Raw genomic sequence first — 24,463 nt, 5'->3', positions numbered from 1 at the left:
GATGCTAAATCTATCATACTACAGAGAGTTATTTTTGATTGAAAAGTGTTCATTTTTATCGAGCAAAAACTGTCTACTTTAGTTTAGCGTTTACATAGGTAGAGGTTTGGGCTATTATTTAGTTGTTATGACTTTTCAACTCAAATGACTCTTCATGGTCATTCCATTCGACATTGACTTCAATCGTTGCGTTTTCGTTTATCTTTGAAATCCCTTTATCGTGACCACTAAGTGAAAATGTTAGATCTTGCGGTGGTCTATCAAATTCACGGCCTATACTACGCCCGAAGCGTCCTGTATCAAAAGAAAACGATAATTGGTTTAAAGGGCGGATGTCTTCTACTGCCCCTCTATATACGAGTTGCAATTCATACTCTGCATCATTAGATTGTTGTTCGACTCCATCTTCATCAGTGATAATTTCTGCTCCTTCATACGTCAATTCAGCTATCCAATGACTACTTTCGCCAGTGTATGTATGTTCGTAGTTTGTCACTTCTTTCGGTTCAGTCTCGTCTTCATTCGAACATCCTGTGATGAGGGTTGCTGTAATTATAATTGATGTTATCAAGCCATTTTTCATGATATCACCTCTTTAGTTTATAAAATTGAGATTTACATTCAAGTCCGAACCATAAGAGTAATGATGGAAGGAAGATCACAAGCAACGGATAATTAGGGCCATGCCACCCTAAAATATATAGAAACGGGAATTTAAAAACAATGACGATGCCATCCATTAAAGATTGGAAACCAGTTTGGTCAACTTTATTGTACATATATAGTACCCCGTTAAAAATAAGGATTACTGAAACAGATAGTAGATTGTCATACCAAGTATGTTGGTTGGTTAATAAAAAGCCGACTGCAAAATGTAACAGTACCATAAGGATAAATGTTATCAGGACAGCTTCATTTCTAGCGCTATTCCAATTGGCGCCAATGATACCTGTTCCTAACAGTACTAAACAGACGTGATAAATGAACGGTTTCAAATTTATTTTGAGTAAGTTGGAAATCTTCAATTGTCATGACAACTCCTTATGATGCGGTTTGGCGAGTGATATTAGCAAATCAAACATCTTGGTTTTTGTTATGATCCAACTTCCGAATGATAATGACAACTTCAAGTATAGCTATACCTGCAAGGATTAAATGACCCCTATTGCCCAGTGATAAATCTGAACTACTGCTACCTAATATAATAAAAGCAAATAAAATCAATAGTAACACTTTAATAATATAAAGGAATTGATCTAACGGTTTCATCGTATCCCCCTTTTATTTATGAATTATTATACTAATAAATCGTCCTATTGAATAGATTGTAAGCGATTTTTTATCCTATTTTTACCATAGGTGTGTATTACTATGATATGATGAGTGTAAATGTATGAATATTTGGATAATACCTTTTCTGGAGAACAATAGGATATTGAAGTGTGGTTTAACTCATGACGTTGATGTATGGTTGGAAAGTCAAAGAAAAGGCTGCGTGTTGAAAATTTGAACTCAAACAGGCTATGTCGTCATAGGTAGGGGTGGATGATGTATTTACGTAAACGTTTTCTATTAATCATGCTTTTAATTCTTGTTATGTTGATTTCTGTTGCTTGTTCTTCGGAAAGTAACCAAGACAATATGAACTTAGAAGAAGCCCAAGGGATTATCGTAGACAAACGGGAAACGGAAACTCATCAGATTCTTGTCACTCCGAATATAAAGAAAGAGACTATAGGTGAAAAAAGTGATGATGAACTGACAAGAATGGCTTCTCGAAATGACGGTGCTTGGTATTCAATCGATTCAAGCACATACGCCTCCATAACTAAAGGTGATCAAGTTAGCATACAGTTTAATTCGAATGGGGTGCTGGAATCAAAACCGCCGCAATTTGTTGCAGAAGACATTAAAGTTATAACTGATTAAAGACACCAAATTTAGTATGTTTCTAGAATTATATTTATTAAAGAAAGGATTTTATTATGATGCGGACAAATTTCATGATTGTATTCATTTTCCTAATATCAATTCTGGCTGGTTGCACAGGTGAAGCTGAAGCGCCTGAGCACTTTTTGTCTAAGGAGGAAGGGAAATATAGCATTGTCTCAGTAATTGAACCAGAAGCTCCAATGCCTAGTTTTAGTGAGGCATTCACTGCGGAGAATTTATATGTATCACAAACGTTCTTTTCGACGTCACACAGCGATTTGGACGATTTAGACATTTCTAGTGAAGATCTGCCTGTATTTTTCGTGTTCGATCATGAAGAATTGGTTTTGAAAACGGACCGTGAAGCGGAAGTGGTTGAGGTTTTGAGGTCTTAGGGAATTGTTTATTAAATGGATTATGACTGACTTGATCAAGACAAGGGTGATTAACATGAAGTTAAAAGTTACTATAGGTGTCGCTGTAACAATGGTTGTTATGCTGGTCATTATCTCAGTAAATCAATATATGAGTGTCAATCAGTACCAACGCTGGATATCGGATGACTTGAATAATGATTTAGGGGCAGTAAGTCAGGGGATTTTGTCAAATGAGGAAGTGCTCTCGGACGTTGTTGTGGCTCATGAGATCACAACTGAGGATGCTCAGTTGTTAGAAAGGAATGCTCAATATATTTACAGGTTGAAGACATTGCAAGATTTCACGGTTGAAATGTTTAACTATAAACCTTCCGACTTTGATCATTCACCTGAACCATCTTCCACCGAACTCGTTAGTAGGTTAGCAGATGAAGCACAATTCATTTCGGAAGAACGTGAAGGTCATTTGAATGAAGATGATGTCACAATGATTGAAAAATATTTAGCTTTACATAAACAATGGGCCAAACATGTGAATGACTATTATCCATCAATCAGCTCTGAAGGTGCAGGCCAGACATTCTTCTCAGATCATGAAAATATGGTAGCGGAACAAGAGTGGGTGTCATTTATTCTCGATGTAAAGGAAGAGACTGAGGGATACAATCCTTAAGCACAGTGCTGTAACTTAATAATTGTTTGTGATATTTATCCTTTTTTAAAATCAAGATATATAATAAGGAGAGGAGTGATTTTTTGAAGAAATTTATAATTATTTCTTTGCTTGTTGTTGGGTTATTCGGATGTTCTAATGATGATGAACAAAGTGAAAAAATTGAATCATTGGAAAGCAATCTAGAAAATGCTCAAAATGAAATCGAAAAAAAAGAAAAGCAAATATCTAAATTACAAGAAGATAATACAGAGCTTGAAAAAGATATTGAAGAATACCGAGAAATCGATTATATCCAAGAGAAAGTTCGTTTTGTTTGAAGGGTTAGTGTGTAATGCAAAATTCAACAACAGCTTAAAGACATGAGATTCACCCAATCGATGTCACGCAAAGGCAACTGTTGGGATAACGCCCCAATGGAATCTTTCTTCGGTCATTTGAAAGATGACATAGACATCAAAGCTTGTCACACGATGGAGGAGGTTAAAATAATGATTCATGACTATATAGCCTATTACAATTCATCAAGATACCAATGGACACTAAAAAAGATGACCCCGAGTCAATATCGAGGTCACCTTTTAGCCGCCTAGTTTTTTATTAAATTGTCCACTTTTAAGGGTACAGTTCACTGTTGAAACTGGCAATGTCATAGAGTCGATGAAAAAAGGTTTATTGTTGGACGATATGTTAAGTCAAATTAATAATTCTAATCGTCACGATGAAAATAATCAAAAATTGTTTAATTAGTTAACCATTATTATTTCTCCATCGCTCATTTTCACCACTCTGTCTGTATACTCTAACATCTCTTCTTCATGTGTAACGATTAATGTCATCATCTCTAAAGAGTGTGTTAATTCTTGAATTAACTGCATGATATCGTTTGATTTTTTGGAATCTAGACTTGCAGTCGGCTCATCCGCAAAAAGTACTTTTGGTCTATGAATGATGGCGCGAGCCACAGCTATTCGTTGTTTCTCACCACCTGATAGTGAAGCAGGGTAGGCGCTTTGACGATGAGTCATTTCAACTTTTTCTAATACATTTTTTATTTCGTTTTGTTTATCGTATTTACTTCCTTTTACTTCAGCTATATCTAACATCAAAGAAAGTTGTTCTTCGACGGTTAAAAAAGGAACGAGATGAGATTGTTGAAAAACAAAACCGTATTGCTGAGCTCTAATTTTTCTTATTTGTTCAGGCTTTAATTCTACTAAGTTTTGATGGTCGAATATGATGCGTCCTTTCGATAAGGGTTGAAGGCTTGCTGCTATTGAAAGGATTGTACTTTTTCCTGAGCCAGAAGAACCTATCAGTGCCGTTACTTCTCCTTTGTTGAGTGTTAAGTTAACTCCTTTTAATACTTCTTCTTCTACTTCCCCGTTCATAAATGATTTTCTCACTTGTTCTAATTGTAATTGACTCATAGTTAAGCCTCCCCTTGTTGTATTGCTTGTAATGGATCAATTCTTTTAATTTGAATTCCTGATAGAGTCGCTCCCATAAATCCTACGACAATGAATAAGATTGATAGTTGTATAGTTGAAGTTAGTGGTAAACTATATGGCATAGAAGTAGGTGCTATGGATTGAAATACTTGGCTCAATAATGCAGAACTAATAAGTGCACTTACTGTAATTATCCCCATCTGAGTCCATATCATGGTATATAGAGTATTTGTGCGAATACCTAAGGCTTTAAGAATTCCATACATCCCCAATTTCTGGACATTCATCATATAAAAGAATATAGCAAATAACATGCCACTAATAATTATTAAAAACCATACAATCATATTAAGAGTCATTTGCTCTGCTTGGTAGCTCGGTATAGTGTTTAAAAATTCACTATTACTGTATGCATTTAAACCATCAATGTCTTTATTAGAGATAGGACTAAAGACGATCTGAAATGCTTGGGTTCTAAACAGGTTATTAAAATCTTTTTGGTTGATTAATACGACTGGCGAATGATTAAATCTCGCATCATCTACAAAACCGGCGACTTCAAAACTGTTTTCAGACTGTCGGAAGGATAACTGGTCTCCAGCCTTTATCCCTTCCTTTTTTAATGAATGGTCGAGAACAATCTCTCCATTATCTATATTTTGATAATACTTGTTATCAGTATAAGTCATGAGTGAGACGTTTTTTTGTTTATTTGAATCAATCTTTAAATTTCCCATTTGAAGCGAAAATGCGAAAGAGTCTCCGCCATTTTCTAACAACTGCATCTGTTTCTTTTCATCTATACGCGATTGTGCGTAGGAATTATTAGAGTCCTCGGCCATATAAAACGTTCCATCCGGGAAATTTTTTATCAAAGACATGTTATCCTGAGATAGCCCATTCGCTAAACCTGATATGATAAATGTCAATAAACTAATAAGTAATATAATAGACCCTACTATAGAAAACTTCGCTTTATTGTTCTTTATTTCTTTCCAAGCTAAAATCACTATGATCATCCCTCTCAAAAAAACCTTTTGTTTTACTTACTGATTATGATAAATCAGCTAAGTGAACAAAAGGTTAATAAAATATTACAATCGTGGAAAGATGATTTTAAATGTTGTGCCTTTCTCTAATTGACTATAAATATAGATGTTCCCTTCATGTAGTTCGATAACTTCTTTAACTATGGATAAACCTAATCCAGTACCTTGGTTTGTCCTAGTTCTGGCTGAGTCACCACGGTAGAAACGGTCAAAGATTTGACTTTGCTCATTTGACTTAATCCCTACTCCTGAATCAGTAAATTCAATTGCTAACTGATTGTTTGTTTTTTCCGCCTTAATTTCAATAGATCCACCAGGTTCATTATATTTGATGGCATTAGTCAATAAGTTTTCCCAAACCGTATATAACAGATCAGGATTTCCTTTTACTGTTATATCTTCAAGAGAGTAGGTCAAGGACAATTCATTCTCATTTATAAGCCAATAGTATTTATGAAGAAGACTTTGTATTTGTTCAGAAATATTAATCTCCTTTATAGAATACGATTGACTGTTTGGTTCGAGTGATGATAATGTCAATAACTGTTTAGATAATATGGACATTCTCTCTGTTTCCTCTTGAATCACTTCTAAATATGAGTTTTTCTCCTCATCAGACAATGTACTATTTTTCAAGAGACGACTGTATCCTTGAATGTTTAATAATGGGGTTTGAATATCATGTGAAACATTGGATACAAATGATTTTCTAACTTCATCTAAGTCTTCGAGTCGTGAAGTCATGTCCTTGAAGTTTTGTGCTAATTGGCCAATCTCATCATTTCTATGAATATCTAGGTTAACATTAAATCCATTTTCGCCTATTTCATTTGTTGCATGAGATAATTGACGCACAGGACGTATAAGAATAGCTGCCCAAATTAAAACAGCTATCAAGCTAAGTATAAATATAGCAAAAGCCATCCAACCTAACAAAATGTGAAGTTCATTGAATAAAAGTTTAATGTTGGGTCTCAAGAAAAGTGCGTATTGTGTACCATTATGACGAAAAGGTACTCCTACAGAGTTTTGTAATTCGTTTGCGAAGAACCCTGTTACAAAAGTGCCTTTAGGAAAATCTCTCATTCCATGATAAGAATCACCATTGAGTACTTTTTCTATTGCTTTTGTTGGTAAATTCTTTTCATCAAATTGCCCTCCATAAAATTCTTTGTCCCCTTGTTGGTTCACGACTAGTAATTGATAACCAGTTGAAGCAGTGTGTGTAAAAAACTGGTTAAGATCATCTTGAGTCTCAGCGTAATTTGCTATACCAGTGACAATCTCCATGTTCTTTGAATCGTTCTCAGGCTTTAAGCTATTTTGGTAATAACTATTCGCAATGAAAAATCCTATAAGTGAACTAGCAATCATGATAAGCAGAGTGATAAATAAAAATTTAGTATATAAAGATTTCATCATGAAGCCACCTCTAATTTATACCCAACCCCACGAACCGTTATGATTTCTATGGTTGATGTAACCTTTTCTAACCTTTGTCTGATTCTTTTTATATGAACATTTACAGTTCTTTCGTCACCTTCAAACTCAAGCCCCCAAATATTTTCAATTAAGTAATCTCGATTAAATACTTGGTTAGGTCGTGAAGCTAATAATGCTAATAACTCAAATTCCTTTAAAGGCATGATCATACGTTGATTGCCAATTTGTACTTCATAGTTTCTTTTATCAATTTTTACATCATTTATTTGGATCACATCATTACTGAGGTTGTTGTATCTTCTTAGAACTGCTTGAATCCGAAATACGAGTTCTTTTGGTTCAAATGGTTTGACGACATAATCATCTGTACCCGAAATGTATCCTTTTTCTTTGTCGTGTAACTCCCCCTTTGCCGTGAGTAATATGACAGGAATATGATACATATTTTTGATTTTTTGAGTCAGTGTGAACCCGTCCATTTTTGGCATCATCACATCTACTATCGCAAGGTCTATGGGAGTTTGTTCAAAAATATCCAATGCTTCAAAACCATCTATTGCTTTGTAGGTAAAAAAACCAGAATCTTTTAAAGTCACCTCTACAAGATTGAGTATATAAGGATCGTCGTCAATAATTAAGATATTAGTCATTGTGATCACCCTTTCTATTCCATATTAAATATAGGTTCTATTGGACTATCTTACAGCCTAAAAGTGAACAGAAGATTAATTTAAAAGTCTATAACGAAATATCATAGTAAGCAATTTTATTTTACACTTTCAACATGAATAGCGATAATCATTGTTTCATATCAAAAAATATTTGATATAATTTTACCAAAAATCGTTTATAAATGTTATGATTTCCATAATTATAATGGAAAGTAATTGTAGAGGTAATACATGGTTAGGTAATAGCGGACAAGGCCACATATATAAACTTCATTTCGAAGGATCATAATTATTTTTAGATGATACATCAAATTTAATTTCAAACAAAGAAGGAGTCAGTATGAACGATCAACGAATTGGTGAGAAGTTAAAGGAATTGCGGGTGTATTATGGACTCTCGCAGAAAGAATTGTCTGAAGACATTTGTACACAAGCTTATATTAGTCAAGTTGAAGCGGGGAACAAGAACGTAGCATCTGATATTTTGTATCAATTATCTGAGCGATTAGGGGTTGATGTGAATTATATTTTGTTCGCTTCTTATCATGAACGGTATGAGTACATAATGGATGTTGAGCAGCAGGCTCGGACATTAGTTGAGATGAAAGATTATAGAAGTTTAATGAACTTGATAGAAGCAGAGGAGAATGGGCCATTATTAGGATCGAGGCATTTTCATCAGTTTATTCTATGGCATAAGGCGATTGCGGTTCGTTATCTTGAAAAAGATCTCGATAAAGCGTTGTTGTTACTTCAAGATGCACTAACATTAGCTAAAACAAGCATTAAGGCAGCTTCTGAACGTGAAGTGCAAATCCTCTCGAATATGGGGAGTATTTATGCTGAAAAAGGTGATTACCATTTAGCTATTACGTATTATGAAACGGGATTACAGAAGCTATGGCAGATGCCTGTTTATGAAGCGAAGTCTGAAACCGGTTTATTATATAATCTGGCAAGAGTGCTTCTGATGAATCAACAGGCTGAGGAAAGCTTGGCATGCTGTGATAAAGCTATTGCGTTATGTAAAAGTAATCTTACATTTCATGGTTTAGGCGAATCGTATTTTATACAAGGTCATTGTCATAAGCATTTGGGTGATGCTGAAAAGGCGGAGGATTCTTTTATGCATGCTAAACGTGTATTTGAGTTAATTGATCATCAGTCATTTGTGGCAAAAGTGGACCAGCAGTTAGCGAAATTACAAGACGCATAATTGATGATTATTTTGGATGAAGATGAGCTCGCTGACAAGGTTGAGTTGGTACACAGGATGGTTTTATTAAGGGATTTTACACAAAAAGGTAATTTGTCTGTAGAAACTAGCTAAATATAACTATTTTTATATTTATTAAGGAAATTAAAGAAAAAGCGAGTAAATATTATCTGAATTCTCTAAACGACGTGTCATTGGAAACACAATTAGTATACTTTCTGTGGTAACGTAAATGCGACATAGGTTAATAAAAATGTTTGCTATCAGATTGATATGCCAACATTTCAGTATAATGATAGATTACAGCAAGGTGGGTCGAATTTGCGTATACGTATAAAGTTTCTATTGATTGCTAGTATTGGGAGTAGTTTGATGATCTTAATGCTTAAGTTTTTCCATTGGACGATCAATGAGTTGTTGAGTTCATTTCAGTTTTTTGTCTTCTCGACGTTTGCTTATAGCGCATTTTTAATTGTGGCTGCCATAGGGTTAGTCGTTTTATTCGCTCATAAGGACTGGAAACACCTAGCTATTCAAGGGGTTGCCGTGATCTTGTTCTTTCTAATTCCGTTTGATCAGGTTGTGTTAGAAGCTGATTATCACTCGACTGAAGAACAACGAACTGCCGTTGTTGATATGGTTTTAAATGATGAATTGGCGTCTACAAATTCGGGGTATGTTGCATCTATTATTGAATTGCCAGATCAATATAAACATCTGTCGGTTAATGGAGAAGTTTATATTGAGAGAGAAGAAGATCACACTTCTTTATTATTTCTATCTGATGGTGGATTTTTAGACTCTTTTGCGGGGATTGTGTATTCCTCAACGAATGAAGAACCTCAGACGGGTGATTTTAACGGCCATTATCGAGCGGTGAATAAATTAGAGGATAACTGGTTTTCGGTTAGTGCAGGGTGATGGCATTAGTAGAAGTTTAGTTTCTGGAAATTGAATTTAGAGAGCTTGAGACGTAGCAATTTATATTAATTAAAGGGGTTTTTAAACATGATGCGTCGGCTATTTATTATTACATTAATGTTCGTAATACCTTTCACAGCAGGGTGCACAGGCGGAGCAGAAGCACCTGAACACTTTTTATCTGAAGAAGAAGGGAAGTATAGCATAGTGTCAGTTCAGGACTCTATTTCAACGCCTGCTTTTAAAGAATCATTTACGGATGACAACATATATTTATCCCAAACCTATTTCTCAGAATCTCACAGTGACCTGGACGGCTTGGATGTTGGTGGTGAAGACCTGCCTGTATTCTTTGTTTTTGATCATGAGGAACTAAGTTATAAGTATTGAGGTGAACTGTATTGCAAAAATGTGAGAGTTGTCATGGACCATTTAGTTGGAGTAAAATTTATAAATCAATTTGGGCTAATTATCGTCCTATTAAATGCAACGAATGCCGTACCAAACATGAGATAACATTTCTTAGTAGAACCATTGTTGCTTGTCTTATAACTCTTCCGATTTTAATTCCCTTTATATTTCTGTCACCTGCTAATGATGTTACTTTGATTTTCGGGATAGCTGCCGTATGTATGATAATGGTTTCTTTAATGGTTCCGTTTTTTGTTACTTATAAAGCTTGTTTGTAATTGGGAGTGATTTTTATAAGCCTTTAGCGGAAAACCTCAACCTGAAACCTATATCAAATGTTAAATAATGTCGATTCAACTACGAAGTTTTCATTGAATGTTGGGATATGCACATTGAGTTGAAGAAATATGAAGATGAAGAAGCACCTCAGTTGAATATTGCATACACAGCTTAATAAGAAAACGTTTGTACATGCACTTTGAAATTAACAAAGAAGATTACTACTTGGATTTAGAAATAGTATAAGTAAAGACATCAATAAAAATAAGGAGAGGGAGAGGGATAATGAAAACAACAAGTAATTACAAGCTAATAATTTCAATTATAGCAACAGTGTGTCTATTATTCCTACCTGTGTTTTTCGATTTGTATTATTTAACAATTTATTATATAGCGGTTGTCATACTAATTCCCATTGTGATTTTTCGGTTAATTAGAGAAGAAAAAGTGGACCAAAGATTTTATAAGAGATGGGATAAAGCGAGAGATAAGGGGTTTTGGATAAATGTTATTCTTGAAGGAGGGCGTTCATTATTCATCATGACAGTTATTTTATGTTTTTCTCAGTTAGTTGGGAATGGTCGTACTCCGTTTGGGATTGTGTCTGAATTGTCAAATAGTGCATTGACTTGGTTTTTTTTATTATTCCTAATAGTTTTTAGTTTTTTAAACGGAATAGTAATGTGGTATGAGAATGAAAAAAGGTATAATCGAATTCAAAATAATAATAGATAGTATTAGAAGTTTTGGACCGTTAATTGTTCGTATAATTACATTTTTAAGTTCTTCAACTATAGGGAGCTTTAGTTGAAGAAGGCAATATAAAAAAGCTTTAACATTTTAATGTCCAGGCTTTTTTGTTGTTATGTTTACTGATTTTAATAGTGTTAAACTAGTGTGTTTAGTATGTTATTTCACCTGTCATTTTAGATTTTCTCCACAGTATCGGAACTACTTACTTCAATAGGAGTTATGAATCTGTTTGGAACATATATGTATTAAATGTTTGAGCGAAAGGAATGATCATTGTGAAAAAAGGGGTCATGGTAGGTAGTTTTGTCGTTGTTCTTGTGGTTGGGTTGATCATCTGGAACACGGGTGGTTGGTTTGATACGGAATCTCCTGAAGCGCAATCTGAACCGAGCGAGAGTGAAATGGAAATACCTGATCCTCAAGATTATGATGAAGACGATTTTGAGGAAGCTGTTAATGAAGTTCGGGATTCTTTAGACGAAGCGGTAGTAGAAGAGGTATTTGACGTACAGGATCCGGATCAATATGACGAAAATGACGTGTTTGGTGCAGCATCCATCAATGAAGATAAAATTAAGTTTCGTTATTTAGTGGAAAATGAACTGTACGACGAGAGAAAACCCGTTCAAGAGGTAAAAGATCTGGCTCAGGAGAGAGCTGAGTCAGTTAAGAAAATGTTTAACACAGCTGAGGAACGTTATGAGCTGACAGTGACTCAGGAAGAAGTGACGGATTATATCGAAGAAAATGTTGATGCAAACGTTGTTGAGAGTATGGAGATTTATGCTGATGCTTTAGGGATCAGTGTTGAAGAGCTGAACCATTCATTCGACAGAGATATTTATGCGCAAGGTGTGTTGTTAACTAAGATTAACCGACGCATGAGAGCGGAGAACCCGAAGCAGGCTGACGAAAGCCAACGTGACTATTCAGAGCGAATTGATGAGATTATTGAGCAGGAGTTTTACGTCAATTAGTGCGGTTTGACTTAATAACATGGGAGAGATTGTGATCCATTACGTTAAGTTATTTTTTACAAGTTTTGTCGTTGAGACTATTAAAAGCTTGAAGTGAGAGTGAAAACGAATATGATTATTATTCAAGTCAGGGAAAAGCGATAGACGATTATATTGACGCTTAAAGTGTTGATGAGCTAGGGTCTGTCGTCTAATCCTCATAATGTGATTAAAAGTATTAACGTTGGTAATGACATATGTATAAGTTATAATAAAAGTAAAATATATTGGAGGTGTTCTTGGTGTCTATTCCGGATAAAATCATCAAAGAAATTGATATGATGAATGAGTCTGATCGACAAAAAGTTTTGGAAAAAATTAAAGAAAAATATATGTCCAAAGATGTCATTTTACTAAATGAAAATTATAATTGGTGGGATAATGAGGAGGACGACATTTATAATGAAAAGTAGAGTGATGCATTATATCCCTCCGCCTCCTGCTGGTGGGCCATTTCGGCGTGACCTCGCTTTTTCAACTTCCCGTTCGACTTCTTTTTCGTTCTCTTTCTCTTGCTGGGTTTTCATGTGATCCGGTTTCGTGTGGCGCTTTTTCTGTTTTCGTTTATCTAGAATGATCATGAGTGCAAAGGCTGCGATTAGAAATAAGCCCCATAAGATGTTGGATAACATACAATCCACCTTTATACCTTGACATATCAATAAGAAATAGTAATCCCTACTGATTGAACTTAGCAGGGTGATTTAGCCCCTGACTAGAGGGGCAATGTGTGACTTTAAACCTTTAAGAGAATTATAAAGTTGTTCGTTCTAAAAGTAAAATATTAATGGTGTATCAGTGATGCGTATGACACAGTTAACTTTATACTTCCAACCGTCTAAGGTGTTCTGATGCTTTTAAAATATGCTTCTCAGGAAATAGATTTCTTTTTCGTTCGTTCCAATTGTGTACTTCTGTTATGAGTGCTTCTGTTGTCGTTGGGGTCACTGTTTTATGGATCCAATCAACTGTGGCTAATAACTCCATTCCATAAGGGTTTTCAAAACCATTTATGATATGACGTAATTTTTCAAGTCTCATAGTGTACTCAGTGTTTTTTTCTAAAAATTCATATGCCTGTTCGCTAGCTGAATTGATAAGGTGAATTTCTGCATCTCTGCTACGGTCACCATATCCTCGAATGAAATGACCTTCTAATCTCTGCAAAACGAAATTTAGATTTTCGGCGTAAGGTCCATATTTCCCTTTAACAAAGTTTAGATTCAATGGTTCGCCGACTTCTTGTAAAAAGTAAGCAATCTTTTGTGCTTCTAAGAGTGTCAAACGATAATCAGGTTCTTTATAATTATTTAATGAAGCAAGCAATAGTGCTCTGGCTTCTGTCATTTTAGGTTGCTTAGTGCCTATCTTCATATTTTCTGGGGCAGGACTCCCAGCTGGTTCATAGACATAAACTTCAATCGGTATATCTTGAAAGGCATTTTCTATTAATGGTTTTACTTCTGACCATTCTAGTCCGCCATTACCACACCCGAGGGGAGGAAGTGCTATGGACTGTATGTTTAATTCTTTAATTATTTTCACAAGATCATTTAATCCTTCTGTTATATAATTAATTTTTGATTTTTCTTTCCAGTGCTTTTTGGTAGGGAAGTTTATAATATATTTCGGTCCTATTATTCCGTGAGTAGGTACTACATGCATGTATCCAATATTGATTTGGTGGTTTTTGCATGCTTTCTCATATTCACGAAATACTTCAGGGAAAGCTTGCTTAAATTGTAATGCAATTCCTTTACCCATTACTCCAACTGTATTAACAGTGTTCACAAGTGCTTCCGATTGATCTTCTAATAAATTTCCTTTTTTATACTGAATCATTGCTTCCACCTCCCATTAAAAATAAAATTCTGGTTTTATAAGTACGGTCATATCTTCTTTGTGTTCTCGTAATATGTTATTCACTCTGTTTTTCATGTCGCTGTTAAATACCCCGATCCCTAGAAATGATTCGAGTTCAACAGTTTGATGTACCAAAAATTCAGCTTGACGCCGCCATTTGCGGTCAGGGAATTCATCTGTATCATGCCAATAAGTGTTTTGCATGACGTCCCAATCGATTTTATCAAGGTCATTTAAATCATTATAGAAATCGGTTAATGCCATAATAGGGTGCCCATTTGTGAAAACAAATTTTTTATTTGCCTGAATTATTTTTTCTGTGTCAGTAACAAAATAAATGATATCACTTTGTTCACCTTCAAACCCTTCAACTCTATTATTTTTTATAGCATAAAGCATTGGTGAACGAGGAGCAAAATAAAAAGGCACATAATCGTGTAATCTTCCGAAAGGAGATGCATTCACCGATGTAGTTGAACGTCTGTCTTGAATTCTTTTGTGGGCAATGTCAGAGTGTGAAAATTCTCCATCTTTCACAAGGGAATGAGCCAATATTTGTCCGCTTTTCAGTATTGAAGGAAGGTTTTTGTAGCTTGTAATATGGTATAAAAGTTTTCTTTCCATAAATCTACTCCAACTTTATATAATAATAAATACTGTAGTATAAAATTAATAACTAATTAAAATGTCCTCCTTCATTATAACATTTTGCAAGGTTAAAACATAAACAGAGCGCATCTTTTAGTATTAAATATTCAAAAGAATATAATTTGAGAAGTCAATCCGTTTCATATCATCTTCATGCAAAATCCGGCGCGGGTTTGGTGACGCTTGTTGTGATGTCGTACATGAGTTCATTTAGGATGTTTTCGACTTTTTTGCGGACGGCGGGGTTGAAGTAGCGCCGTTGTTCTTCGTAACCGCGGGCTAGGAATAAGTAGGTCGAAAACGTGTCATTTTTTTCGATGAAGACGACGTCGATTTTTTTCTGGTCCATTGTTTTGCGGAGTTCGCGTCGTTCGGTGCGGGCTTGGTGGATCATGCGCCGCAGTAGTTCTAGGTATGGTTCTTTGATTTTGTATGGGCCGTTTTCGATTGAGCGAATATCTTGTTCTAAGACGACGATCGTCATGGATAAAAACAAAAAGCGTGACGCCATTCGTCCTTCTTCTTCATTTAAATAAGGCATCCTAATCCCTCCTGTTGCATCTATCGAACGTTTGTTCTATTATAATGGATGACATATTGAAAATCAAACCCTTGATGACAAATTGGTAAAAAAGTAGGCAAACGGGTTATTTTTTTATAAAATGAAGTAAGAGATAAAGATAGGAGTTAATGCGATGAATGATGATGTGACGAATTTGGATGAATTGGATGATTTAATAGCTGATAATGTGATCGGTGATTTTATTATACGTTTGCTGGAGTTTTACGGTAGTTTTGGGCCGCTTCCAGGCATATTATTACCGTTTATCGAAGCGTTTTTACCGATTTTGCCGAATTTAGTATTTATTTTGGCGAATTCGCTCGTGTACGGGCTTGTGTTTGGGTTTTTGTATTCCTGGATTGGCGCGTCTGTTGGGGCGATTGTCGTGTTTATACTGATTCGAAAGAGTGAGCGGTTTAATTGGGTGCGACGAATTAAGTACCAGCGCCATATTCAGCGGATTACGAATTTTTTCGACCGACGCGGATTCGGACCGATGTTCTTGTTGTTATGTTTCCCATTTTCACCGTCAGCATTAATTAATGTGGTGGCGGCGTTTACGAGAATGTCGCTACAGTCGTTTATTTTAACGGTTGGTCTTGCGAAGGCAGTGATGATTTTCTCGGTGTCGTATGTCGGTGATAGTTTGGCGTCGTTTGCGACAGAGCCCGTGAAGACGATTGTCGTTGGGGTTGTCGTTGGGTTGTTTTGGTTAATTGGGAAGTTTATCGAAAAACGGATTACGTCGAAAGCGGACCGTGATGATGGTGAGACGAATTAAAAGGGGGAGACGCGTGTGGCCTTACAATTTATCTTAGGACGAGCCGGTGCTGACATCGGCTCGTATTGTTTAGAGGAAATCGAGCAGGCCCTGCAGCATGATCCCGCGGGAGATCCGATTTTGTATATCGTGCCGGATCAGATGGCGTTTCAGCAGGAGTATGGGTTGTTGAGTGAGAGTGATTTGCCTGGGTCGATGCGGGCGCAAGTGTTTAGTTTCTCGCGACTAGCGTGGTATGTGTTTCAGGCTGTCGGGGGTGGCACGAAGCCGTTTATTACGTCGACGGGGATTCAAATGTTGCTTCGAAAAATTGCAGAAGAGCATGAACAGTCGCTTGAAGCGTTTCAAAAGGCGATGGATAAACAAGGGTTCATCGATCAGCTTGAGGCGATGATTACGGAGTTGAAGCGGTATCGGGTGACGCCGGAGTCGCTGAGTCGAATGGTTGAGGAATTGAATCAGAGTGCGCATTTGACGCCGAGTGAAGCGGCGTTAAAACGTAAGCTGGATGATTTGTTGTTGATTTATGATAAGCTCGATCAGCAGTTGGCGGGGCATTACGTCGACAGTGAGGATCAGCTGGAGATTATGGTTGAGAAAATCGCGACGACGAATGTGTTACGCGATGCGACGATTTATATTGATGGGTTTCACCGGTTTACGCCGCAAGAGTATTACGTGATCGAAGCGCTTATGCGTCATGCGAAAGATGTGAAGATTGCCCTTACATACGATGGACGTGGGCAAGGTTTAGGTGAGCTGGATTTATTTTATCAGACGAAAACGACGTATGAGACGCTTGCGGAGATTGCAGAGCAGGCTGAGGTGTCGGTGCGCGATTCGGTCATGTTGTATCCGGATGAGCGCCGGTTTAAAGGCAATCCAGCGATGAATCATTTGGAACGTCATTTTACCGATCAGCCAGCGCCCGTTTATGAAGGGGAAGCGCCGAATCAAATTGCTGAAGCGGTGCACCCGCGTGCGGAAGTTGAAGGTGTGGCGCAAGAGATCGTGCGGTTGACGCGAGAAGAAGGGTATCGTTATCGCGATTTGGCGTTGTTAATTCGTGATGACGCGACATATCATGATTTGATCGAGACGATTTTCCAAGATTATGGTGTGCCGGTCTTTTTAGATGAGAAGAAGACGATGCTCAATCACCCGTTTATTGAGTTGATTCGAACGGGGCTTGAAGTGGTCGATCGGGATTGGCGATATGATGCAATTTTTCGTTTGCTTAAAACTGGATTCATTCAGGCGACGGATGAAACGTATCCACTGACGCAAGATGCGATAGATTCGCTTGAAAATTATGTGCTGGAATATGGTATTCGAACGCGGGATGCGTGGCTTTCGGACCGTGACTGGCGTTATCAGCGAATCTTTGGTTTAGACCAGCGTTCGCAGACGGATGACGAACGCGAAATCGAACGGCAAATGAATGCGTACCGCAAGCAAATGGTCGATGCGCTTAAAGATTTTGACCGGGATGTGCGCGAGGCAGAAACGGTTGGTGCGACGTTAGAAGCGGTGTATACGTGGCTTGAACGAATTGGTGCGCCTGAGCGGTTAGAAGCGTTGCGTGACGGATTTGACGATGACGGTGATGTGGAAACCGCGCGCGAGCAGGAGCAGGCTTGGCAAGCCGTGATGCAGTTGTTTGATGAAATGGCGGACATGCTCGGTGATGAAGAGATGTCGTTACCATTATTCCGGGATGTGCTAGATGCGGGGCTTGAGACGTTAGAGTTTTCCCATGTGCCGCCGACGATTGATCACGTCATTGTCGGTAATGTCGAGCGGTCACGGATTGCGAATGTAAAGGTGAGCTTTTTGCTTGGGGTGAACGATGGTGTTTATCCGATGAAGCCGCCACAAGAAGGGCTCGTGTCGGATGATGAGCGGGCGTGGTTAGAAGAGCGGGGTCTATTGCTAGCTGACCCAGCTGAACGTGTGCTGTTGGATGACCGTTTTTATATGTATCTGGCGTTTACGCTTGCGAGTGATCGGGTTCACGTCAGTTTCGCGTTGAGTGATGAAGAAGGCAAGCAAAAGATGCCAGCTGCGGTTGTGAAGCAGTTGAAGACGATGTATCCAGAAGCGCGCGAGACGTTGTGGCTTGATGATGAAGATCATGAGGATCCACTTCGGTTCGTGACAAATCCAGAGAAGACGAGAGCGATTTTAACGGCTGAGCTGTCGAAGTATTTGCGTGGTTATCCAATTGACCGTGTCTATTGGGATGCGCTGTATTGGTTCATGAAACACGAGTCGGGTGATGGCATTGCGCGGCAAATTTTAAGTAGTTTATTTTACCGAAATGAGCCGGCGTCATTAGGCAGTGAGACGGCGAGTGCGATGTTTGATCAGACGATGAAGTCGAGCGTGTCACGACTTGAGACGTATCATCAGTGTGCGTATCATTATTATGCTAAATATACACTCGGGCTTGAGGAACGGCCACTTTATCAATTGGAGGCGCCTGATATTGGGCAGTTGTTCCACGAATCGCTCCGGTATATTACGGAGTGGGTGTATGCGGAAGGGCGTGCGTTTTTCGAGTTGTCGAGTGAGGATATTATCCAGTATGCGCGCCGAGCGGTTGAGCAGTTAGCGCCGCTATTGCAGCATCAAATTTTGTTCAGTTCGAATCGTTATCAATATATTTTGCGCAAGTTAGAGCATGTCATTATTCGGGCGACGACGGTGTTAGCACGGCAAGCGAAGCAGTCGGATTTTCAGCCAGCAGGAATTGAGCTTGGTTTTGGTCGAAAAGAGAAACTGCCGCCGCTTCAGCTCGATTTAATGAATGGCTATCAACTGGAGTTAAATGGCCGGGTCGACCGAGTTGATCAAGCAGAGATCAATAATCAGCTGTATTTACGTGTGATTGATTATAAATCGAGTGCGAAGGATTTGAAACTCGTTGATGTGTATTATGGTTTGGCACTGCAGATGTTGACGTATTTAGATGTGGTGCTCACCTATTCGGATCGTTGGTTGAATCAGCAAGCGGAACCAGCGGGTGTACTGTATTTCCACGTGCATAATCCGACGTTGAATGACGGTGATTTGAAGGCGTTTGATGATGATGCGGTGGAAGATGCGTTATTGAAAGAATATAAAATGAACGGTTGGCTGTTAGGAGATGAACAGGTAGCCGGAGCGATGGATCGTTCGCTTGAAACGGGGACGTCTAAAATTGCGCCGTTCGGTGTGAAGAAAGATGGCTCGTTTAATGCGAGTTCGAAAACGGTGGATGAGTCGTTGTTTCGCTATATGAATCAATACGTGCGCGGGTTGATGCAACAGGCGGGTAGTCAGATCGTGCGTGGCGATGTGTCACTCAACCCTGTACAGACGAAGGATTATACGGCGTGTACGTTTTGTCCGTATCGTTCGGTTTGTCAATTCGACCCGACGCTTGATGAGAATGAGTTTGTCCGGATTAAAGATGAAAAAGACGATGCGATTTTACAGCGTATGATGGCGCGAGAGGAGGATGCTTAAATGGCATGGACAGAGGAACAGTCGTTAGCGATTCATGAAGACGGGCGTGATATTCTCGTGTCGGCCGCGGCCGGGTCGGGTAAGACGGCGGTGTTAGTCGAGCGGATTATTCAAAAGATGGTGCGTGATGACGATCCGTACAATATTGATGAGATGTTAGTCGCGACGTTTACAAATGCGGCGGCACAAGAGATGAAGACGCGTGTCGGGCAGGCGCTTGAGCAAGCCTTAGAAAAGCATCCGAACTCGCATCATTTGAAGAAACAGATTGCGTTGTTGCAGCGGGCGAATATTTCGACGTTGCACGCGTTTTGCATGGATGTGACGCGTAAATATAGTTATGAGCTTGATTTGGACCCGAGTTTTCGTATTTTGGACCAGATTGAAGCGGATATGTTAAAGCAAGACGTCCTGCAAGATGTATTCGAACGTTGGTATGGGCAAGAAGGCGAAGCACAAGAAGCGTTTTTCCGCTTTGTCGATCATTTTTCGGGTGACCGGAATGATGAAGCGGTCGAATCGCTCGTGTTGCATGTGCATGAATTTGCCTTGCAAAATCCGAAGCCGTTTGCATGGCTGGAATCGCTTGTTGGCGCGGTCGATGTAAGTGAGGAGACGACGCTTGATGAGTTGAAGTGGATGCCGTATGCGCGGTTTGATAGTCGTGAAGCGCTTGAAGCAGCCGTGTTTGATATTAAGCAGGCGATGGATGTCGCGCAAGATGTAAACGGCCCGGAGCATTATCTGGAGACGCTTGAGAGCGATTTGGAACAAGTCAATGCGATGTTAGAATACGTGGATGCGCCTTGGGAGGTATTGCGGAATGTCGTCTTAGAGCGGCAGAAATTTGCGACGTTATCACGGAAGAAATTTGAGTGTGATGAAGATTTAAAAGAACGCGTGAAGGATATTCGTAAGCGGTATAAAGATAAAGTGGCTGCGATGATTAGTCGTTGGTTTGAACGGAAGCCAGAATCATTGATCAATGATTTACGTCAGTTAAAGCCTCATCTAGAGCAATTAGTTGAGCTAGTGAAAGACTTTCATGCTTCACTTGATGCAGAGAAGAGAACGCAGGCTGTGCTTGAGTTTTCCGATTTAGAACATTATTGTTTAGAGGTGTTGATGGCTGATGGTTCGACGATGGATGCGCTTGAACCGTCAGATGTCGCGAAGCAGTATCAAGCGCAATACCGCGAAGTGTTGATCGATGAGTATCAAGATACGAACCAAGTGCAAGAGACGATTTTACAGTTGTTAACGGGTGCTGAGTCGAATCATTTATTCATGGTTGGCGATGTGAAGCAAAGTATTTATGGTTTCCGTCATGCGGAGCCGACGTTGTTCATGGAGAAATACCGCGCGTTTCAGGCGAATGATGGTGATGAAATGCGTATTGATTTGGCGCAAAACTTCCGGAGTCGGCATGAAGTGTTAGCGGGGACGAATTTTATTTTCCGGCAATTGTTAGATCCGCAAGTCGGGGAGATGGATTATGAGACGGAAGCGGAGCTAATTTATAGTAATCGCGTGTATGAGAAGCTCACGGACACGGATGTCGATACGGAGTTGCATGTGTTGTCGCGTGAAGCGGATGATGAGACGGACCCGGATGACGAGTGGCAGTATTTGGACAAAGCGCAGATCGAAGCACGGGCGTATGCGAAGAAAATTCAGTCGTGGCTTGGCACAGACGGTAGTGAGCCGATGCACGTGATCGATAAAGAAACGGAGAAACCGCGTCCTGTTCGGTATTCGGATATTGTTATTTTGATGCGGTCTAAGGCGTGGTTCGGGACCGTGGTTGAGGAGTTAAAACAGCTTGGGATTCCGGTTTATGCCGATTTGTCGTCGGGGTATTTGGAAGCGATTGAAGTGCAAGTGATGCTTAATGTGCTTAAGGCGATTGACAATCCGAAGCAAGATATTCCGCTTGCGAGTGTTTTGAAGTCGCCGATTGTTGGGTTGAATGAGGATGAACTGGCACAAATTCGGTTGCACGGCCGTAAAGTGAGTTTTTATGAAGCGGTGAAGCAGTACATGAGAGCGGGCGAGAATCGTGATTTAGTGAAGCGATTGGAACGCTTTTTTGGACTGTTTGAGGCTTGGCGCGAGGAAGCGACTTATGGTGCCTTGTCGCAACTGATTTGGCGTGTGTACCGTGAGACGGGTTATTATGAATTTGTCGGGGGCACACCAGGAGGCAAGCAACGACAGGCGAATTTACGCGCGTTATACGACCGGGCGCGTAGTTATGAGAAATCGGCTTATCGCGGGTTGTTCCGTTTCTTGCGTTTTATTGAAAAGATGGAAGAGCGCGGCGAAGATTTAGGCGCAGCGCGTGCGTTAGGTGAGCAGGAAGATGTCGTTCGCCTCATGTCGATTCATACGAGTAAAGGTTTAGAGTTTCCGGTTGTCATTTTAGGCGCGGCCGATAAGCAATTTAATACGCAAGATTATAAGAAACGCTATTTATTGCATAAAGATTTAGGTTTGGGTGCAAAATATTTAGATTTGGATCAGCGTATTATGTATAAGACGTTTCCGTTTGAAGCGATGTCCGTGGCGATGAAGCGCGAGATGTTGGCTGAAGAGATGCGGATTTTGTATGTGGCGTTGACGCGTGCGAAAGAAAAGTTGGTCGTCGTTGGCACGGTTGGCGACGTGTCGAAACGGTTTGAGAAATGGCGTGAAGTGAGTGAGCATCCGAACTGGGTGTTGCCTGCGCATATGCGAGCGGATCAGGCGAATTATATGAACTGGGTCGGCATGGCGCTCGTTCGTCATGAGGCGGCGGAAGACTTGCGTGAAGGTCCTGTGTCTAACCGCGTGCCGAATGAGATTAAGGCGGATGATTCGTCGTGGCGTGTGGTCGTTGAGCATGCGTCGGCGTATGAAGATCCGGAATGGGTGACAGCTGAGCGAAATGATACGTTAGAGCGTGCGATTACGGATTGGGAACCTGAAATGATTGAGGCGCCGTCTGAGTCGTATACGGAAGTGGATGAACGACTGACGTATGCGTATCCGTACGCGGGCAGTGTGTCACGCCGAGCGAAGCAGAGTGTGACGGAGTTGAAGCGAATTCGGCAAGAAGCGGATGCTTACAGTGCGACCGATTTCATTCGGCGTCGCCATGGATCCGGAAGCGGTGGCGCGTCGTCGCTTGAGCGGCCGCGGTTTATGAAAGAAGAAGCCAAGACATTGACGAAAGCCGAGATCGGTAGCGCGATGCACACCGTCATGCAACATTTACCGTTTGAATCGGGCTGGGATAAGGCGTCATTAGAGGAATTCGTGTCAGGGTTAGTCTTTCGAGATATATTGACGGAAGAAGAAGCTGACGCGATTGATTATGACGCGATCTTACAGTTGATGGCGACGGAGATCGGCGAGTGGTTACAACAGTCGGCAGACATTCGTCGCGAACTGCCGTTTACGATGGAGTTGTCTGCACAGGACGTTTATCCAGATTGGGATGACCCGACGGATGAAAGCGTGTTGATCCAAGGTGTGATCGACTGCTTGTTTGAAGTTGACGGGCAGTGGTACTTGCTAGATTATAAAACTGATACCGTGAACGGTGAAGTTGATGAACAAGTGCGCGACCAGTTAGCCAGTCGCTACGCTGTGCAAGTCGATTTGTATCGCCGAGCGGTCGAGTCAATATGGCAGATTGAGCTTGCAGGCGTGTATTTATATTTCTTCGACCGAGCGTTTGTGGTGGATATGACTTAGAGGCAGGGATTCTGTCGGCAAGTGAATGAGGTGTGTCGTTTTAAAAAAATTGAAATTTAAAAAGAGGTGTTAATTGCTAAGGGGTTCCGTTATTTTGGAGGAAAGTTGGGATCACAACCAAAATCACATTTTTTCTTATTTTCAATTTCACTACAAAAATTTCAATCAATAATAATACAAAGAGCCTGGGACAAAACCTAATTCAGTAAAGTAAAACCCGGACGATTTAATTATAAAAAATAAATCGTCCGGGTTTTCTGCTTGAATGACGCTCCATCAAAACACTTCGCTTGCCGCGGGCACGGCTCGAGCCTCCTCAGCCCAAAAGCGGGGCTTGCGGGGTCTCGAGACGCGTGCTGTTCCCGCAGGCGTCTACGTGTTTTGATTCCGCTTCATCATTGCTTACCTGTTATGATATCCAAACATTCGCCTTTTGCACAATTTAATACCTTTCTGTCCCAGCCTCTTTGTAATTTAATGTTTACTTGAATTCTAATTATGAAATTAGCTTCCTTTTTAAACTAACACCACAGTTTGTTGAAGAAGTTAATCAGGTTTATAAAATGGGGCAAAAGAATCAGCAATTTCAATTAGTTCTTCTATAGAATATAGTTCATTATTTTGTTTAGGAAGATGAACGATAATGTCGTAACTTAAACCTGAATCATTCCAAGTTACAACTTGGGAACTGCCGTTATAGAAATATTTTGCTTCTTTGCCATTACTCAATTCTAATTGTTGTTCGTTCGAACCCGTTTTACTTCCAGACTCTGGCTCTATACGAGTAAGAATTATTTCTTCTGACGTACCGCGAAGTGAAATTTCTAGATTAAAATCCATTGGTTCTAATTCACTTATTGTTTCAGGTAACTCTTCCGTTCTTTGGTCATAATGGACTACCTTTACTCGTTCTACCTCATACGGCATATGTGTCGGCAGTTTAAACTCATATGGAAATTCATCAATGCCTTCTATGCTTTCAGAATATAGATGTTCTTCATTCTGATTACAAGCAGACAAAAAAAACATACAAAGTAATAAGATTGATATCATTTTCAATGGTTTCATAGATACCTCCTAAGCTTCTTCAACTAAACTCCCCCGTGAGTTGAAAAAAGCTATAACCGAATATAAACAAGATTTTAAATCTAATGATAATTATGTACTAC

25 protein-coding genes and 1 pseudogene are annotated in these 24,463 nt (G+C 39.5%); 15 read left to right on the top strand and 11 right to left on the bottom strand.

The genetic code is table 11. From position 1 onward, the window contains the following. Positions 1-118: 118 nt before the first annotated feature. Both ABID56_RS07550 and ABID56_RS07545 read right to left on the bottom strand, forming a co-directional pair. Entirely contained in the window at positions 119-583 is a 465-nt protein-coding gene (locus ABID56_RS07550; protein ID WP_354220016.1) for a hypothetical protein, read from the bottom strand. Between the two features lie 491 nt (positions 584-1,074). Further along, on the bottom strand, positions 1,075-1,269 hold the full coding sequence (locus ABID56_RS07545) for a hypothetical protein (RefSeq protein WP_354220015.1): 195 nt from the start codon (positions 1,267-1,269) through the stop codon (positions 1,075-1,077). A 279-nt stretch (positions 1,270-1,548) separates the two neighbouring features. Here ABID56_RS07545 and ABID56_RS07540 point away from each other — a divergent pair, with 279 nt between their 5' ends. The 5 genes and pseudogenes from ABID56_RS07540 to ABID56_RS07520 all read left to right on the top strand — a co-directional run. Then, positions 1,549-1,929 carry a DUF3221 domain-containing protein gene (locus tag ABID56_RS07540; protein ID WP_354220014.1) on the top strand — a complete coding sequence of 127 codons (381 nt, stop codon included), beginning with the start codon at positions 1,549-1,551 and terminating at the stop codon, positions 1,927-1,929. Between the two features lie 59 nt (positions 1,930-1,988). Beyond that, the gene (locus tag ABID56_RS07535) at positions 1,989-2,327 is read left to right on the top strand and encodes a hypothetical protein (protein ID WP_354220013.1); all 339 of its coding nucleotides are present in this window, start codon (positions 1,989-1,991) and stop codon (positions 2,325-2,327) included. A 55-nt stretch (positions 2,328-2,382) separates the two neighbouring features. Beyond that, a complete protein-coding gene (locus tag ABID56_RS07530; protein WP_354220012.1) occupies positions 2,383-2,982 on the top strand; it encodes a hypothetical protein in 600 nt (199 codons plus the stop codon). An 83-nt stretch (positions 2,983-3,065) separates the two neighbouring features. After that, positions 3,066-3,302: a hypothetical protein gene (locus ABID56_RS07525; RefSeq protein ID WP_354220011.1), complete on the top strand. Its 237-nt coding sequence runs from the start codon at positions 3,066-3,068 to the stop codon at positions 3,300-3,302. Positions 3,303-3,326: 24 nt separating this feature from the next. Next, positions 3,327-3,575 (top strand): annotated as a pseudogene (locus ABID56_RS07520) (IS3 family transposase); the annotation flags it as partial. Between the two features lie 153 nt (positions 3,576-3,728). Here ABID56_RS07520 and ABID56_RS07515 read toward each other — a convergent pair. From ABID56_RS07515 to ABID56_RS07500, 4 genes are all read right to left on the bottom strand, one after another. Beyond that, complete coding sequence (locus ABID56_RS07515; protein ID WP_354220010.1) at positions 3,729-4,412, bottom strand: ABC transporter ATP-binding protein; 684 nt, start codon at positions 4,410-4,412, stop codon at positions 3,729-3,731. A 2-nt stretch (positions 4,413-4,414) separates the two neighbouring features. Continuing rightward, complete coding sequence (locus ABID56_RS07510; RefSeq protein WP_354220009.1) at positions 4,415-5,443, bottom strand: ABC transporter permease; 1,029 nt, start codon at positions 5,441-5,443, stop codon at positions 4,415-4,417. Positions 5,444-5,527: 84 nt separating this feature from the next. Beyond that, the gene (locus ABID56_RS07505) at positions 5,528-6,901 is read right to left on the bottom strand and encodes a HAMP domain-containing sensor histidine kinase (protein ID WP_354220008.1); all 1,374 of its coding nucleotides are present in this window, start codon (positions 6,899-6,901) and stop codon (positions 5,528-5,530) included. Next, a complete protein-coding gene (locus tag ABID56_RS07500; RefSeq protein WP_354220007.1) occupies positions 6,901-7,575 on the bottom strand; it encodes a response regulator in 675 nt (224 codons plus the stop codon). Before ABID56_RS07500 ends, ABID56_RS07505 begins: the two co-directional genes overlap by 1 nt. 361 nt (positions 7,576-7,936) lie before the next feature. On the opposite strand from ABID56_RS07500, the gene ABID56_RS07495 reads away from it, so the two are divergent. From ABID56_RS07495 to ABID56_RS07465, 7 genes are all read left to right on the top strand, one after another. Then, positions 7,937-8,812 (top strand): tetratricopeptide repeat protein, encoded by an 876-nt coding sequence (locus tag ABID56_RS07495; protein ID WP_354220006.1) that lies wholly within the window; start codon positions 7,937-7,939, stop codon positions 8,810-8,812. Between the two features lie 321 nt (positions 8,813-9,133). Then, positions 9,134-9,733, top strand: a complete 600-nt coding sequence (locus ABID56_RS07490; RefSeq protein WP_354220005.1) for a hypothetical protein — start codon at positions 9,134-9,136, stop codon at positions 9,731-9,733. A gap of 87 nt (positions 9,734-9,820) precedes the next feature. After that, the gene (locus ABID56_RS07485) at positions 9,821-10,123 is read left to right on the top strand and encodes a hypothetical protein (protein ID WP_354220004.1); all 303 of its coding nucleotides are present in this window, start codon (positions 9,821-9,823) and stop codon (positions 10,121-10,123) included. An 11-nt stretch (positions 10,124-10,134) separates the two neighbouring features. Then, entirely contained in the window at positions 10,135-10,422 is a 288-nt protein-coding gene (locus ABID56_RS07480) for a TIGR04104 family putative zinc finger protein (protein ID WP_354220003.1), read from the top strand. A gap of 286 nt (positions 10,423-10,708) precedes the next feature. Beyond that, on the top strand, positions 10,709-11,158 hold the full coding sequence (locus tag ABID56_RS07475; protein WP_354220002.1) for a hypothetical protein: 450 nt from the start codon (positions 10,709-10,711) through the stop codon (positions 11,156-11,158). A gap of 293 nt (positions 11,159-11,451) precedes the next feature. Further along, positions 11,452-12,153 (top strand): hypothetical protein, encoded by a 702-nt coding sequence (locus tag ABID56_RS07470; protein WP_354220001.1) that lies wholly within the window; start codon positions 11,452-11,454, stop codon positions 12,151-12,153. Between the two features lie 281 nt (positions 12,154-12,434). Then, positions 12,435-12,605 (top strand): hypothetical protein, encoded by a 171-nt coding sequence (locus tag ABID56_RS07465; protein ID WP_354220000.1) that lies wholly within the window; start codon positions 12,435-12,437, stop codon positions 12,603-12,605. A gap of 9 nt (positions 12,606-12,614) precedes the next feature. On the opposite strand, the gene ABID56_RS07460 is transcribed toward ABID56_RS07465, so the two are convergent. From ABID56_RS07460 to ABID56_RS07445, 4 genes are all read right to left on the bottom strand, one after another. Beyond that, on the bottom strand, positions 12,615-12,824 hold the full coding sequence (locus ABID56_RS07460) for a hypothetical protein (RefSeq protein WP_354219999.1): 210 nt from the start codon (positions 12,822-12,824) through the stop codon (positions 12,615-12,617). Positions 12,825-13,014: 190 nt separating this feature from the next. After that, complete coding sequence (darG, locus tag ABID56_RS07455; RefSeq protein WP_354219998.1) at positions 13,015-14,034, bottom strand: type II toxin-antitoxin system antitoxin DNA ADP-ribosyl glycohydrolase DarG; 1,020 nt, start codon at positions 14,032-14,034, stop codon at positions 13,015-13,017. Between the two features lie 15 nt (positions 14,035-14,049). After that, positions 14,050-14,679 carry a type II toxin-antitoxin system toxin DNA ADP-ribosyl transferase DarT gene (gene darT, locus ABID56_RS07450; RefSeq protein WP_354219997.1) on the bottom strand — a complete coding sequence of 210 codons (630 nt, stop codon included), beginning with the start codon at positions 14,677-14,679 and terminating at the stop codon, positions 14,050-14,052. A 175-nt stretch (positions 14,680-14,854) separates the two neighbouring features. Next, a complete protein-coding gene (locus ABID56_RS07445) occupies positions 14,855-15,244 on the bottom strand; it encodes a YhjD family protein (RefSeq protein WP_354219996.1) in 390 nt (129 codons plus the stop codon). A gap of 154 nt (positions 15,245-15,398) precedes the next feature. Here ABID56_RS07445 and ABID56_RS07440 point away from each other — a divergent pair, with 154 nt between their 5' ends. The 3 genes from ABID56_RS07440 to addA are packed head-to-tail and all read left to right on the top strand — an operon-like array spanning position 15,399 to position 23,294. Next, positions 15,399-16,046 (top strand): TVP38/TMEM64 family protein, encoded by a 648-nt coding sequence (locus tag ABID56_RS07440; RefSeq protein ID WP_354219995.1) that lies wholly within the window; start codon positions 15,399-15,401, stop codon positions 16,044-16,046. A 15-nt stretch (positions 16,047-16,061) separates the two neighbouring features. Next, positions 16,062-19,556 carry a helicase-exonuclease AddAB subunit AddB gene (gene addB, locus ABID56_RS07435; RefSeq protein ID WP_354219994.1) on the top strand — a complete coding sequence of 1,165 codons (3,495 nt, stop codon included), beginning with the start codon at positions 16,062-16,064 and terminating at the stop codon, positions 19,554-19,556. Continuing rightward, positions 19,557-23,294 (top strand): helicase-exonuclease AddAB subunit AddA, encoded by a 3,738-nt coding sequence (gene addA / locus ABID56_RS07430; protein WP_354219993.1) that lies wholly within the window; start codon positions 19,557-19,559, stop codon positions 23,292-23,294. A 546-nt stretch (positions 23,295-23,840) separates the two neighbouring features. Here addA and ABID56_RS07425 read toward each other — a convergent pair. Further along, entirely contained in the window at positions 23,841-24,362 is a 522-nt protein-coding gene (locus ABID56_RS07425; RefSeq protein ID WP_354219992.1) for a hypothetical protein, read from the bottom strand. Positions 24,363-24,463 lie beyond the last annotated feature (101 nt).

The organism is Alkalibacillus flavidus (assembly GCF_040545925.1).
Lineage (GTDB): Bacteria > Bacillota > Bacilli > Bacillales > Alkalibacillaceae > Alkalibacillus > Alkalibacillus flavidus.
Note: the sequence above shows the minus strand (reverse complement) of the source record. Positions and strands in the feature narration are given on the sequence as shown.

What these genes read in the sequence shown, in the direction of transcription:
- addA (WP_354219993.1), top strand. Translation starts at nt 19,557, where the DNA reads ATGGCATGGACAGAGGAACAGTCGTTAGCGATTCATGAAGACGGGCGT.
- ABID56_RS07550 (WP_354220016.1), bottom strand. Translation starts at nt 583, where the DNA reads ATGAAAAATGGCTTGATAACATCAATTATAATTACAGCAACCCTCATC.
- ABID56_RS07425 (WP_354219992.1), bottom strand. Translation starts at nt 24,362, where the DNA reads ATGAAACCATTGAAAATGATATCAATCTTATTACTTTGTATGTTTTTT.
- ABID56_RS07545 (WP_354220015.1), bottom strand. Translation starts at nt 1,269, where the DNA reads ATGAAACCGTTAGATCAATTCCTTTATATTATTAAAGTGTTACTATTG.
- ABID56_RS07500 (WP_354220007.1), bottom strand. Translation starts at nt 7,575, where the DNA reads ATGACTAATATCTTAATTATTGACGACGATCCTTATATACTCAATCTT.
- darG (WP_354219998.1), bottom strand. Translation starts at nt 14,034, where the DNA reads ATGATTCAGTATAAAAAAGGAAATTTATTAGAAGATCAATCGGAAGCA.
- ABID56_RS07460 (WP_354219999.1), bottom strand. Translation starts at nt 12,824, where the DNA reads ATGTTATCCAACATCTTATGGGGCTTATTTCTAATCGCAGCCTTTGCA.
- ABID56_RS07515 (WP_354220010.1), bottom strand. Translation starts at nt 4,412, where the DNA reads ATGAGTCAATTACAATTAGAACAAGTGAGAAAATCATTTATGAACGGG.
- ABID56_RS07440 (WP_354219995.1), top strand. Translation starts at nt 15,399, where the DNA reads ATGAATGATGATGTGACGAATTTGGATGAATTGGATGATTTAATAGCT.
- ABID56_RS07505 (WP_354220008.1), bottom strand. Translation starts at nt 6,901, where the DNA reads ATGAAATCTTTATATACTAAATTTTTATTTATCACTCTGCTTATCATG.
- ABID56_RS07495 (WP_354220006.1), top strand. Translation starts at nt 7,937, where the DNA reads ATGAACGATCAACGAATTGGTGAGAAGTTAAAGGAATTGCGGGTGTAT.
- ABID56_RS07535 (WP_354220013.1), top strand. Translation starts at nt 1,989, where the DNA reads ATGCGGACAAATTTCATGATTGTATTCATTTTCCTAATATCAATTCTG.
- ABID56_RS07485 (WP_354220004.1), top strand. Translation starts at nt 9,821, where the DNA reads ATGATGCGTCGGCTATTTATTATTACATTAATGTTCGTAATACCTTTC.
- ABID56_RS07530 (WP_354220012.1), top strand. Translation starts at nt 2,383, where the DNA reads ATGAAGTTAAAAGTTACTATAGGTGTCGCTGTAACAATGGTTGTTATG.
- darT (WP_354219997.1), bottom strand. Translation starts at nt 14,679, where the DNA reads ATGGAAAGAAAACTTTTATACCATATTACAAGCTACAAAAACCTTCCT.
- ABID56_RS07445 (WP_354219996.1), bottom strand. Translation starts at nt 15,244, where the DNA reads ATGCCTTATTTAAATGAAGAAGAAGGACGAATGGCGTCACGCTTTTTG.
- ABID56_RS07475 (WP_354220002.1), top strand. Translation starts at nt 10,709, where the DNA reads ATGAAAACAACAAGTAATTACAAGCTAATAATTTCAATTATAGCAACA.
- ABID56_RS07540 (WP_354220014.1), top strand. Translation starts at nt 1,549, where the DNA reads ATGTATTTACGTAAACGTTTTCTATTAATCATGCTTTTAATTCTTGTT.